At 42.7% G+C, this 14,050-nt stretch carries 9 protein-coding genes; 5 read left to right on the top strand and 4 right to left on the bottom strand.

All coding sequences use genetic code 11. The features are described from left to right. Window positions 1-119 precede the first annotated feature (119 nt). From VF06_RS10215 to VF06_RS10205, 3 genes are all read left to right on the top strand, one after another. Window positions 120-1,196 (top strand): PIN/TRAM domain-containing protein, encoded by a 1,077-nt coding sequence (locus tag VF06_RS10215; protein ID WP_099072508.1) that lies wholly within the window; start codon window positions 120-122, stop codon window positions 1,194-1,196. Between the two features lie 360 nt (window positions 1,197-1,556). Continuing rightward, complete coding sequence (locus tag VF06_RS10210) at window positions 1,557-2,039, top strand: hypothetical protein (RefSeq protein WP_099072509.1); 483 nt, start codon at window positions 1,557-1,559, stop codon at window positions 2,037-2,039. 315 nt (window positions 2,040-2,354) lie between these two features. Then, window positions 2,355-3,974 carry a CocE/NonD family hydrolase gene (locus VF06_RS10205; RefSeq protein ID WP_180267519.1) on the top strand — a complete coding sequence of 540 codons (1,620 nt, stop codon included), beginning with the start codon at window positions 2,355-2,357 and terminating at the stop codon, window positions 3,972-3,974. A 116-nt stretch (window positions 3,975-4,090) separates the two neighbouring features. Here the strand turns inward: VF06_RS10205 and VF06_RS10200 are convergent, their stop codons facing one another. Then, entirely contained in the window at window positions 4,091-4,999 is a 909-nt protein-coding gene (locus tag VF06_RS10200; protein WP_099072511.1) for an ATP adenylyltransferase family protein, read from the bottom strand. Between the two features lie 220 nt (window positions 5,000-5,219). Between VF06_RS10200 and VF06_RS10195 the strand changes: the two genes are divergently transcribed. Beyond that, window positions 5,220-6,482, top strand: coding sequence for an HhoA/HhoB/HtrA family serine endopeptidase (locus tag VF06_RS10195; protein ID WP_099072512.1), 1,263 nt, complete (start codon window positions 5,220-5,222; stop codon window positions 6,480-6,482). 1,206 nt (window positions 6,483-7,688) lie between these two features. Then, window positions 7,689-7,940, top strand: coding sequence for a hypothetical protein (locus VF06_RS10190; RefSeq protein ID WP_099076513.1), 252 nt, complete (start codon window positions 7,689-7,691; stop codon window positions 7,938-7,940). Between the two features lie 143 nt (window positions 7,941-8,083). Here VF06_RS10190 and aroF read toward each other — a convergent pair whose 3' ends face one another. The 3 genes from aroF to VF06_RS10175 all read right to left on the bottom strand — a co-directional run bounded on the left by aroF (window position 8,084) and on the right by VF06_RS10175 (window position 13,627). Further along, entirely contained in the window at window positions 8,084-9,142 is a 1,059-nt protein-coding gene (gene aroF, locus VF06_RS10185; RefSeq protein WP_099067144.1) for a 3-deoxy-7-phosphoheptulonate synthase, read from the bottom strand. 277 nt (window positions 9,143-9,419) lie between these two features. Further along, complete coding sequence (gene recF / locus VF06_RS10180; protein WP_099067143.1) at window positions 9,420-10,550, bottom strand: DNA replication/repair protein RecF; 1,131 nt, start codon at window positions 10,548-10,550, stop codon at window positions 9,420-9,422. 218 nt (window positions 10,551-10,768) lie between these two features. Beyond that, a complete protein-coding gene (locus VF06_RS10175; RefSeq protein WP_099067142.1) occupies window positions 10,769-13,627 on the bottom strand; it encodes a cation-translocating P-type ATPase in 2,859 nt (952 codons plus the stop codon). Between the last annotated feature and the right edge of the window lie 423 nt (window positions 13,628-14,050).

Genomic DNA, 14,050 nt, shown 5'->3' with positions numbered 1-14,050 from the left:
TGCAGATATTGTTTGCCTAAACCCTTAGTGTAAGTCAATATTGATTAGTCTATATTACCGATGAAATAAAAAATACTTAACTTTATCGGTTAACACAGTTCTAGGAATACAAGATAACCATGCTTGACGCAATTATCATTTTTTCATTCATCCTGGCAGCATCGGGTATAGGGTTCTACAGCATCGAACTGCTACCTGATGGCACCTTAGACAAGGTGACAAATATAGAAGCTTTGCGTTTAATTATCGCCGTTTTTGCCGCTATTATTGGTGGTGCCATCGGCTTGAGTTTTCAGACTACATATCGTCGCCTAGAGGCACAGGTCAAAGAAATGCCTCTAGAAGCGATCTTAACTCGTGCCATTGGTTTAGTGATTGGGCTATTGCTAGCCAACCTCATGCTAGCACCGTTATTTTTGTTACCTATCCCCGCAGATTTCGGATTTATTAAGCCACTGGTGGCAGTTGTCGGTAGTATTATCCTGGCGGTTACTGGCATGAATTTGGCAGACACCCACGGACGCGGTTTGTTGCGGTTCATTAATCCCAACACCGTTGAATCCCTGGTTGTGGAAGGAACACTAAAACCCGCCAACACTAAAGTTTTAGACACTAGTTGCATCATCGATGGTCGCATTGAAGCTTTACTAGAAACAGGGTTTTTGGAAGGACAAATAATCGTACCGCAATTTGTTTTGCAAGAACTCCAACAAGTAGCCGATGCTAGCAAAGACCAAAAGCGAGTGCGGGGAAGGCGAGGACTAGAAATTCTCAACCGCATCAAAGAAGCTTACCCCGATCGCATCCTCATCAACCCAGTTGATTACGAAGATATTCCCACAGTTGATGCCAAATTAGTCCGTTTTGCCCAAGAAATCAGCGGTACACTGCTAACCAACGACTACAACTTATCTAAAGTTGCTAGCGTTCAAAAAGTACCTGTTTTAAATGTCAATGATTTAGTGAACGCCGTCCGTCCCAGTTATTTACCTGGGGATTACCTGGATTTGAAAATTCTCAAAGAAGGCAAAGAACCCAGCCAAGGTATTGGTTACCTAGATGACGGCACAATGGTAGTAGTTGAAGAAGGTAGCAGTTATGTAGGTGGCGAACTGCGGGTAGTAGTCACCAGTGCTTTACAAACAACAGCCGGACGGATGATTTTTGCCAAACCCCAAGCTTCAGCATTGGCATAAAACAAATGTTCGATGTAATCATAATTACATTATATGTGACACAGCGATCGGTGTAGTTTGACTGCACCGATTATTTATTATGTGTAATAAATGTAGAGACGTAGTATTGCTACGTCTCTAGGTTTTGGGTAACGCAGAATAATTTCACTCTTAGCAAAGTTTGTATTTTTACAATATAAATTCGTAAATTTATGTTTTTATGTCTTTTAAATTTCAAGAATTATATTGAAATTTCATAATATTATCGCAGATAATTGTTAGAGATTGAGCCTTATTTTTATTGAGAAAATCCAGTTTTTATAAATTGCATAAACCACATCCAGCAAAAACATCAAGTCCTAAAAACAAAGGATTTTTCAGATGAATCTACTTTCCCGATATGCTGGCATGATTTTGAGAACTAGTTTCTTGATTACAAGTTTTATTAGCTTTGCGACTTTTAAATTTACTCCTGCATCAGCACAAACTTTAGTAACCATACCAAACATCCCCAACTTACCCACTTTCACAGTACAACAAGGTGGATTTTCGGGAGTCATCACATATATTACTCCTAGTGCTTATATCACCTCTATAGCTGCTCAAAAAGTTTCTCCCGAAGGAACATATTTAGCAGGAATTGATGGTAAAGGTACGTATATAGTTACAGGATCTATATATATAGATCCAATTACTCACATATCAACACCAACAATAGCGCTGCTTGCCGGCCCAACACTACCAATCCCATCAGGCGATGAAAATGTTATTTTGTCAACTGTAGCTGATAGACTCAGGTATGGTAACCTGACACTAGATGAATATACAGCAATTCTCAGAGCTGCAACACCCGGTCTACTTTAATACACCACCAAGTAAAAGTTTTTAATTAAGACTTACGCAACAACAAACCATACCATAGCAATCCTAAATCATTTGTGAAAAATATCGGTATTGACTGTTGACTGATATCATGTCCGGCTAATCACTTATGATAAAATTTCTCCGTGTCTTTGCGTCCCCGCGTCCCCGCGTCAACCTATATGATGAGTCTTCAACCAGACATGATATGACTTGAAAGTGAGGAGTAGGAAATGGGAAAAGACCACTTTCATATTTGACTATGAAACGTGCTTTATCTTGACTGCCTTTCTTTGTAAGTTAAAAATTATCAAATCCATGCTGAAAATTCTACCGAAACAAACTGTCTCCATGCACACCCGCGATGGTGTTCGCCTGGATGCAGACATCTATCGCCCGGATGCTGATGGTGAATTTCCAGTATTATTAATGCGACAACCCTATGGTAGAGCGATCGCGTCTACTGTTGTCTATGCCCATCCTAGTTGGTATGCAGCCCACGGTTACATCGTCGCCATTCAAGATGTCCGGGGACGCGGTACTTCCCAAGGGGAATTTAAATTATTTACCCACGAAATATTAGATGGCGAAGATACAGTAAACTGGGCAGCAAATTTACCTGGTAGTAATGGCAAAGTTGGTATGTATGGTTTTTCCTATCAAGGAATGACTCAGCTATATGCCGCAGTTAATCAACCAAAAGCTTTGGTAACAATTTGCCCCGCCATGATTGGCTATGATTTATATACCGATTGGGCTTATGAAGGAGGCGCATTTTGTTTACAAACTAACCTGGCTTGGGCAATTCAATTAGCTACAGAAACCGCGCGGTTGCAAGGAAATAAAACAGCCTATCAAGCCTTATTTGCCGCTTCTCGGAATTTACCTTTAACTAATCCAGAAATTCTCCAACAACTCGCCCCAGATTCCTTTTATCATCAATGGCTGGCACATTCTCAACCAGATGAATATTGGGAAAAACTTTCACCCAAACATTACTTGCAAACTGTTGATTTGCCCATGTTTCACATCGGCGGATGGTTTGATACTTATCTACGCGGCACTCTACATTTATATCAAGATATGGCAGCCCGTAGCACTAAACCCCAACATTTATTAGTGGGGGCTTGGGCACATTTACCTTGGGGTCGTAAAGTTGGCGAAATTGAATTTGGTGTTAAAGCCGCCAGCCCTGTGGATAAAATGCAAATTCGTTGGTTTGACCAATTTCTCAAAGATAAAAATACAGGTTTATTGCACGAGTCCCCCGTTTGTTTATTCGAGATGGGAACTAATATTTGGCGCACTTTCCCCAAATTCCCCACACCAACACACAAATCCTACTTTTTGTCAACAACAGGACTAGCCAGCATCCGCCAAGACTCCGGAACCCTTTCTAATGCCCAATGCCCCATGCCCCATATCCCAGACGTATTAGTCCACGATCCTTGGCGTCCAGTTCCAGCCTTAGGAGGTCATGCCGGAATTCCTGCGGGTATATTTGAGCGATCGCATCTTGATTCTCGTTCTGATGTCTTAACTTATACTAGCGAACCACTAGAAAAAGATTTACATTTAGCAGGGGATGTGGTAGCCGAAATCTACTGTATTGCCGACCAAGCAAGTTATGATCTGTCTGCTGTTTTATCAGAAGTACATCCTGACGGAAGAGTATACAATTTAACTCAAGGATATGTACATTGTCGAAATGTGAACCCCTCTACAAAAATTCAGCTACAAGGGACTTGTGCCCGAATTGCCAAAGGAAACGCCCTGCGTCTGAGTTTAAGCGCAGCCTGTTTTCCAGCCTACGCCATGAATTCAGGAAACGGTGCGATAACTACTAGCGATACTTTACCAGATGCCCAGACGATCGCGTTAACCGTGAATTGTGGAGGCGAGTTTAATTCTCATGTTTTACTACCTGTAGTTGCTTGAGGGAGATGGGGAGGTGGGGAGATGGGGAGATAGGGGAAAAGGTTAAAGGTTAAAGGGAAAAGGAATAAATTTAATCTTTCCCCTTTTCCCCTTTCCCCTTTCCCCTTTCCCCTTCCCTATGCCCCATGCCCAATAACACCAACACTCTTCAAGATAGTTATCGGCCCTTGGTCTTTGACAAGTTGCATTTGTTCGGCGTTTTTTACTAGCAAAGCACCGGCGAATCCTAATGAATTCACGGAGATGGTGTGGAAATGTTCTTGCGATCGCGGTACAATCAGCATCCATTCCCGCGTCATCAGCAAATTGTAAGCACCCAATTGCGTTGGATTTAAACCAACGGTCTCTAACAAGGTATGATAAAGCGCTAATGTTGCTTCACCCCCTAAAAATGGAGACTCCACCCACTTGGGATTTAAGGGGGCGAAGGCATGTAAAAAAGGAAGTTTTGGTAAAGTTGCGATGGAGTTCTGAAATTGTGCGTCCTTTAGCAGGGGTTCAATGGGTATCTGCGATCCTGAAGATGCTAGTGGTAGGGGGACTAATTGCAAATGTTTATGTCGCTGACTAGCACCTGCGATTTTGCCACTGTTGTAGAATCCCAAACCATTAAAATCAGCTAGACATGCCCACATCGCTGTAAAATCTTCCAAGGTGAGTAAACTTTCCTGTTCCTCGAAGGCACGGGTAATAATTAGTAAATGATAGTCAACAACATTGAATTTGTTTAGAATACAAACGTGAGTATCAGAAATCTCCGCCACAAATAAATCTTCTTCGTAGGGTAAAAAAGGATTAAATTCTTGCCCTGAAGTCGCAGATTGTTGTTCTTGTTTTTCCTTGGCTGCTTTTTTACGATTCAAATTAGACAAAATCCGCACTAAAAAACCCACGCCATCCTGTTCTACAAATTCAAATTCTGTCGGTATCGACAGCAGCGCCCCACATTGCAAAGCATATTCAGTCCGTTCTTTGACACTTGTCCATAAAGTACCAGGCTGAAGTAATATTTTTCCTTGTCCCATGTTTCTTCCTTCAAGTATGGTCGCAAATCGCGTACCGAATTCTGAATATACCCGTGACTAAAGTCACAATTTTCAATGTAGTAGATTTGCTATTCTCGCTTTTGAGTTCTTTAGTAGTAAAAAACTCAGTCTTTCACAATAACGCAATACCTCTGCAACAAAACTGTCATAAATAATATCTACATTATTAATACATAGTTAGATATGCTTCCAAACAGCAATGCAAAACCAATCTCGTGATGGAAAAGACCCATCAAATAGCATTTTATCCCACACTGCTGACGCCAAATACCATAATCCAGCACCCTGGAAAAAGGCTGCGGCCTCTCTATCACTGGTGCTACTGGGATCGGGTATGACATTAGCAGGTGGCTATCTGGCTGGACACCAAGACCAGGTGTCTAAGACTGCATCTAATTTAGCAGTGGGTCGAGTCAATGCTGCTCCTCCATTACCAAGCACCACAGATCCAAATTTTGTGACACAGGTAGTGCAAAATGTAGGGCCAGCAGTAGTACGAATTAACTCTTCCCGAACTGTAAAAACTCAGTTACCAGATGAATTTAACGATCCGTTTTTTCGCCGCTTTTTTGGTTCCCAATTGCCAGAATCAGGCGAAAGGGTAGAACGGGGTACTGGTTCTGGTTTTATCATCAGTGCGGATGGCCGTATTCTCACCAACGCCCATGTGGTAGATGGGGCAGATATGGTGACAGTAACACTCAAGGATGGACGCACCTTGCAAGGTAAGGTGCTAGGAAAAGATGAGTTAACTGATGTGGCTGTGGTTAAGATTCAAGCCGATAATCTACCGACAGTAGCTTTGGGTAACTCAGACCAATTGCAACCGGGAGAATGGGCGATCGCGATCGGTAATCCCCTGGGACTAGATAATACAGTTACAACTGGAATTGTCAGTGCTACTGGACGGACTAGCAATCAAATCGGCGCTCCTGATAGACGAGTAGAATATATTCAAACCGACGCCGCAATTAATCCCGGTAACTCTGGCGGCCCTCTGCTCAATTACCGTGGTGAAGTAATTGGTATGAATACAGCCATTATCCAAGGGGCGCAAGGATTAGGATTTGCCATTCCCATCAACACAGCACAACGTATTTCCAGTCAATTAATAGCCACCGGTAAAGTTCAACATCCTTATTTAGGAATTCAAATGGTGGGGTTAACGCCTCAGTTAAAACAAAGTATTAACTCAGATCCTAATAGTGGTTTGAGTGTAAATGAAGATAAAGGTGTATTAGTTGTAAAAGTTATGCCAAATTCCCCAGCCGCTAAAGCTGGAATACGCGCTGGCGATGTTATCCAAAAGCTAGGCGGTCAATCAGTTACAGATGCTAGCAGCGTCCAAAAGGCTGTAGAAAATAGCCAAGTCGGTGGAAATTTAAGCCTGGAGTTACGCCGCAATGGACAAAACGTCAACCTAGCTGTGCAACCTGGTGCCTTTCCTAATCAAGTACAATAACAGTTTTTGAGTCAAGGTGAAATTTTAAAGGATGGGTCTTGTACCCGCCTTTTTTTTTCGGCGAACAATCTGCTGTATTTAATCCAATACGGTTCGGATAAGCAGTATGAACTTCCCTTGTGGTCTGGGAAAAGGTTAAGGCGTAATAAGTAGCTCAACCTAAAAAAACGTCATACGTAGATCTCAATAAATGTAGTGGACTGACACAGCTAAAATAGTGCATTAGTAAACTCTTGTGGGGTGGGCATCCTGCCCGCCCGGACGGGTGAGGACACCCATCCCACAATAAAATCTATTGCAACATTTAAGGCTTGCCACGCCACTAGCATTGTTTTATGTTTAATTAAATTGACCTACTTACCATTTCACTTTATAAATGATACAAATACAAGCTCAGCCTTCCCGCAGGGTACAGCCGTTGCGTAAGCGTAGGGGCGAACAGCCGTTCGCCCGTACAAGTTATTTTATGTGTATCAATATTTTGGTGAATTGGTATAAGAGGTAACCTTTCCCCTTTCCCCTTTCCCCTTTAACCTTTCCCCTTTCCCCTTTAACCTTTCCCCTTTCCCCTTTCCCCTTTCCCCTTTAACCTTTCCCCGAACCGTATTGACTGTTAAAGGCTAATTCTATGAAATTGTGGATTTACCAGACGCTATAAATCCCCGTCTCTACAAGTGTTTTGGTCTTATCTGAACTGTATTGGTATTTAACCCAATCTACAATTATCTAAATTCTAAATTATCAATTTTTACAACTAGAGAATCATTATTCAATTTTTTATGTATGACATTAGTCATGTTTTGACCAATTACCTTTTTCACTGGTGTATGCTTATGTTCAATTGTAGTATTTACTTGTCCAAGAGATTAACAAAACAGAATTCAGAAGTAAGTATCTAGAATTTTCTTGCTTGCATTCTGTGTGACTTGGCGATAGATAAATATGGTTTAAATCCGCCACTAAGTTTTATATTTGGTGGTCTCAAATTAGCGCACAGTCTCAGCTGTGGCTTTCTTGCCACAGATGACAATTCATTTTAAGCAGGGGAAGTTTGTCAACATATTTTCTCAAATTTATCAGAGAATAGTAGTTGCCAATGCTTCACTAATTGATTCTAAATTCTGCATTCTGAATTCTCAATTTTTCTTCAATATTTGACGAAAATTAATCTCTTCGGTCTTCACATTACAGAAGGAAATTTTGCCAATGAGTATTAAAAGAATGCTTGCGAGTGCAGCACTGATTTTACCAATTGTTGTTACCATTATTCCTTCCCAAGCCGATGCTCAAATCAGACGACAGTTTAGGCGACCAGTTCCAGTGAGAGTAATCAGAAAACCAGTACCAGTTAGGGTTCGTACTCCTGTACAAGCGAGAAGGAGAATAGTTGTTCCTGGACGTTGGGTGCAAACAAATCGCGGTCGCCGATGGATACCTGCTCGTTACATATATAGATAACAGGGTATTGCGCTTTTTAATTGCACGGTTACCTGTGAAGTTCGTTGACTGTTGACGATTAACTGTCAACAGTCAACCTTATAAAGATGTGCAAGTTAAATGCGTGACAGCCTAACCGATAACTGCCACTTCCCCAGTTTCTTTTAAACTAAAGCCACTGCTGGTTGCTGCCAGCGTCCCACTGCCTTACCGATTACTGCTAATTCTTGCATCAAGTTATCAAAACGGTCTGGTGTGAGAGATTGGGGGCCATCGGATAAAGCTTTGGCAGGGTTGGGGTGAACCTCAATCATGAGAGAATCTGTACCAGCTGCGATCGCTGCCATTGCCATTGAAGGTACAAACTCAGACCAGCCTACACCATGACTAGGATCGATCGTGATTGGTAGGTGAGTTAACTTCCGCAACACTGGCACTACTGATAAATCCAGTGTATTTCTTGTATACTGACGGTCAAAGGTGCGTATTCCTCTTTCACACAAAATAACATTGGGATTGCCAGCCGCCAAAATATACTCGGCTGCCATTAACCAATCTTCAATGGTAGCTGCCATTCCCCGCTTCAAGAGGACTGGTTTTGATTGCGCTCCTACTTTCTTGAGCAAGGAGAAATTCTGCATATTCCTTGCCCCTACCTGAATCACATCTGCAATTTCAGCAATTCTATCCAGGTCAACGGCATCCATGACTTCTGTAATAATACCTAGTCCGCTGACTTCCCGCGCCTTTGCTAATAATTCCAAAGCACTTTCACCGTGTCCTTGGAAGGCGTAAGGTGAAGTCCGGGGTTTGTATGCACCCCCCCGCAAAAACTTTGCTCCTGCGGCTTTGACACGCCGTGCAGTCTCTACAATCATGTCTTCGTTTTCTACGGAGCAGGGGCCAGCTACCACTATTAAGGGGTGGTGTTCGCCAAATACCACCGTTTCATTCGGTAGATTAACCACCACTTCCGATGCTTCACCGTGGCGAAATTGGCGACTAGCTCGTTTGTAAGGCTGCTCTACTCGTAACACCTGCTCAATCCACTGGCTGAGTTCTTGAATTTGTAGCGGATCTAAGCTGGCAGTTTCACCTACTAGGCCAATAACTACTTTGTGTTTTCCTACAATTTTTTCTGGAGTTAACCCCCAACTAGTTAGTTCCTCATTAATTCGGCTAATTTCTGCCTCTGGAGAACCACTTTTCATTACTATAATCATGTGAATGTTCCTAATTTACTGATTAAAAGGCAACAGGGAACAGGGAACAGACTGGTTTTGGACGATGTATTTGACTGTTGTATGTTGCACCAACCCTATTCCCTACCCCCAAGGCCTTGGTAAATGAACGTAATTTTATTCTTACGTATTTGCCTCATTAAAAATACTTCAAACTAAATTTATTTTACAAAATATAGGAATCCGGTTGGATATCTGAGGTTCGACTATCTTTAATTTTGAATTTTGTTAAAGCAGCAATTAGCTGTGTCCGCGAGCATCATTTTGAATTTTGAATTGTTAATTCTCCTGCCTTCACAAAAAGAATTTGTGAAGATTTCAACCATTGTGAATCAAAAGAACCCAAATGAGTAGTAGTAATCAGGGTTTGAAAACGGTCTTGAATTGCATCAAGTAATTGATTTTGACGGGATAAATCTAGTTCGGCTAAAACATCATCAAGTAATAGCAATGGTGGTTCTTTGACAACTTCTTCAATTAATTGAAGTTCTGCTAATTTTAAGGCTAGAACGAGGGTTCGTTGTTGACCTTGAGAACCGTATTGACGAGCTGGTGTCTGGTTAATGGTTAGTTCTATTTCATCGCGATGGGGGCCTACAAGGGTAGTGCCTTGGCGCAATTCGGCTAAGGTTCGCTGTTGAATTTTTGCTAAAAAAGCTTGCTGGATTTGTTCTGGTTGGTTGTCTTCTAAAGGAATATTAGGTGCGTACTTTATTTGCAAAATTTCTGTACTGCCGCTAATGTTACCGTGCCAAGCAGTAGCAATGTGAGCTAATCGCTGTATGGCGCGATCGCGGCGTCTAATGACTCGTGTCCCTGCGGTAGCTAATTGTGCATCCCACAAAGCCAGTTGTGATTGTATGGACGTTCCATGAAACGTCTCTACATTGTTTTTCAAAAAGGCATTGCGTTGGCGTAACACATGGTTATACTGCTGCAAAATGTGAGCATAAACTGGTTCGAGTTGAATCAAAAGGGTATCTAACCAATTGCGGCGACCTTCGGGGCCGCCGCGTACTAGTTCTAAATCTAGGCTGGAAAATTCTACTGCATTGAGAACGCCGAGAAAATCCATTTGACGGCGTAGAGTCTCGCCATTAAGAGCAACACTGCGGCGACCATTGCGGCGGAGAGTTAAAGTGAGATCGCTGACACCTGTTTGTCGCTCAAGATGAGCGTTTATTTGAGCTATGGTTTCCCCTTCTTTAACTAAATCGCGATCGCGTGCCATACGGTGCGATCGCAATGTCGCCAATAACTCCACAGCCTCCAACAAATTCGATTTACCCTGAGCATTATTACCTACCAAAATTGTTTTAGCAGCACTAAAATCAACTTTTTGGTCTTGATAATTGCGGAATTGTCTCAGCTGTAGAGTTTTCAGGTACATAGCGAAAAGTTAGGAGTGAAAAGAAAAGTTAGGAGTTAAGAGTGAGGAATGAGGAATTTTGAGTTTTGAATGCAAAATCTTCTTTAACTCCTAACTCCTATTAAGTTTTAAGTTTTGAATGCAAAATTTTCTTCAACTCCCAACTCCCAACTCCCAACTCCCAACTTTTAACTCCCAACTTTTAACTCCTAACTCCTAACCCCCAACTCCTAACTTTTTTAAACGGCTTTCTTACCCACAATGCGTAAGAATATCTTCTCCAATTCAATCCAGACAAACATTAAGGCACTGAAGCCGATACAAATTCCCAATTCTTGGAGATTCAAGTAGTGAGTACCAAAGAAGTCTCGCAGGGGTGGGACGTAAACTAGCATCAACTGTAAAATCGTGGTTACGACAACAGCACCTAGTACAAATATATTAGAAAAAGGATTCATTTCGATGGTCAATCGATTGTTGGAGCGAATGGCGATGGCATGACCCATTTGGGCAATACACAAGGTGGTAAATACCATTGTCTTCCAAGACTCAGGATTTCCCTGATAGCCTGCGGCATGGGTATGTTGGTAAGCCCACCACATCAAGGCAATGGTGATAATGGCAAATATTATACCAATGCGAATCATGTAAGAACCCAATCCTCTAGCAAAAATACTTTCGCGGGGGCTAAAAGGCGGACGCTTCATGACATCTGGTTCCGGAGGTTCCACTGCTAAGGCGAGGGCTGGCAAACCATCTGTGACTAAGTTCATCCACAGAATTTGCAACGGGGTCAGGGGAACGCCTCCCAAACCGATTAAGGGGGCGGCGGCAATTGTCAGAACTTCGCCTATGTTACTACCCAGGATGTATTTAATAAAACGCCGGATATTGGTGTAAACCACTCTACCTTCCTTGGTGGCGGTGACAATGGTGGCGAAGTTGTCATCGAGTAATACCATATCGCTGGCTTCTTTACTGACATCGGTGCCAGTAATCCCCATTGCAATACCGATATCAGCTTGTTTGAGGGCTGGGGCATCATTGACGCCATCGCCTGTCATCGCCACAAATCTGCCCCGGCGTTGTAGTGCTTGGACAATTCGCAGTTTGTGTTCTGGGGCAACCCTGGCGTAGATGCTGACTAAATCGACGTTTTGCTCTAATTCCTGGTCGCTCATCCGCTGCAATTCTTGACCTGTGAGCAATCGGTCATCTGCTTTGGCAATTCCCAAATCCGTGGCGATGGCTCGTGCTGTTAACTGGTGGTCACCAGTAATCATCACTGGGCGAATTCCTGCTTCGCGACACTCTTGGACGGCGGCCCTCACTTCTGGACGTGGTGCGTCTAGCATTCCCACTAATCCCAGCCAAACCAAATTTTCTTCAGATGTTTCTTCTGAACCTTCTGGCGGAATCTCAGAAAGGGGTTTGTAGGCAAAACCTAGCACCCGCAAACCTTTACTCGCCATTTTGTCGTTTTCTGCCAAAATTATCTGGCGTTGTTCTTCAGTCAACTCAGTTGAGCGATCGCCCAAATAAATCTGAGAGGAACGCCCTAAGATTAATTCTGGGGAACCCTTGGTAAACATGAGGTAAGATTCAGATTCTAAAAAGTTGGCAATGGCTGGGTCAATGCCATTCCAAGAGCCTTCACCTGTGGCCACTTCCTGCACTTGAGAAATCACGCTCATCCGCTTGCGTTCTGAGGAGAAAGGAAACTCGCCAACGCGGGGTAACTTACTATTCCATTGTTCTTTTTCGATTCCTGCTTTCCCGGCTAGGGTGACTAACGCTCCTTCTGTGGGATCTCCCAAAATTGCCCATTCGCCTTTTTCTTTTTGCAACACTGAATCATTACAAACAACACAAGCTACTGACAAAGCTGAGATTTCTGGCGACTCCTCTAAGGAAACTTTTCCATCATTTAAAAGAAAATCTCCTGTGGGGACATAACCTTGTCCGGTGACGCCAAAAGTTTTGTTATTGGTGAATAGTGATTGCACCACCATTTTGTTTTGGGTCAAGGTACCAGTTTTGTCAGAACAGATGGTAGTTACAGAACCCAATGTTTCCACTGCTGGTAATTTGCGAATCAAAGCATTCTGGCGTACCATGCGCTGAGTTCCCAAGGCCAAAGTGACGGTAATTACAGCTGGTAGACCTTCTGGCACCACCGCAACCGCCATACTTAAGGAAACTTCCAAAAGCTCTTGGATGTTGCTAAAACCTCCGGCTTGGATAACGCCACCAATGACAACGATGGCCACCAGAATCAAAGAACCCGTAACTAGGACATTACCTAGTTGAGTCATCCGTTGTTGCAAAGGCGTAGGTTCGCTATCCACTGACTGCAACATGGCAGCAATTTTACCTAGTTCAGTTGTCATGCCAGTGTTGGTTACCAGAACCTTTGCCCGTCCTTGGACAACTTCAGTTCCTTGGAATACCAAATTAATGCGATCGCCTAAATCTGTTTCTTCAGGTAAACTAATTGTTGCTTGTTTGTTAACAGCTTCAGCTTCACCTGTCAGTGCTGACTCTCGCACTTGTAAATTCGATTGTTCGATTAACCTTCCATCTGCGGCTATCTGCATCCCGGCTTCTAGCAGCACCACATCTCCTGGGACTAGTTCCTTCGCTGCTACCTCCACCAATCTGTTGTCGCGGATGACTCGTACTAAGGGAGAGGTGAGTTTCTTCAGGGCTGCTAGGGCTTTTTCTGCACGGCTTTCTTGGACGTAGCCCAGTATGCCATTAAGGATAACAATTGCTAGGATAGCAATGGTATCTTTGAATGGTACTTCACCAGCCTTCAAGCTCCCTGACTGCCAAGCTATAAGGTCTAAAACACCAGAAATCAAAGCAACACCAATCAGCATCAATAACATAATGTTCTTGAACTGATCCAGTAGAATTTCCCAAGTGCTGCGACCACCATGTTCTTCGAGTTCATTGGGGCCGTATTTTTGCAACCTTTGTTGAATATCTTCGGGTGTTAAGCCACTGTCTGGATTACTATCAAGCAGGCCTAGCGCTTTATCAACTTCTATACTATGCCAAACAGCGGCATCTTCAGGTAGAGAATTAGCAGACATCGTGTAAGTCACAGGAAATGGTTACAAAATTCGATCATAATTTAGTGATGGCTGGAAAACCATCTCCTAAAGTTACATTAAAGCAATATTAAATCTTATGAGTGTAAAGGCTATGCTTTTAATTGGCAAATTTTTCTTCTGTTGACATATCTGTGACATAACTGTGTTATTTCTTACGAAAGAGTTTTTGTAAACACTTTGTCCTGATAATTGTAAGTACTATAAGCCTGAATTTTGGCTGTAAAGGATATGCCACAATTAATTCTAGGCTGCTGCTAGTTAAACTTGCATCCAGTTTTTACCCAGGATGCATAGCGCCATCGCATTTCTGGATTTGGAATTTTGGGTTAAGTTGCCAGCCAGGTTTGGGTTTATAGCAAACTTTTCCAGACTAATTTGGAATTGCTTAAACGTGCTAAACCA

The sequence above is a fragment of the Nostoc linckia z4 genome (assembly GCF_002608075.1).
In the GTDB taxonomy this organism is placed as follows: Bacteria; Cyanobacteriota; Cyanobacteriia; order Cyanobacteriales; family Nostocaceae; genus Nostoc; species Nostoc linckia.
This window is presented reverse-complemented; position numbering and strand designations above follow the sequence as displayed.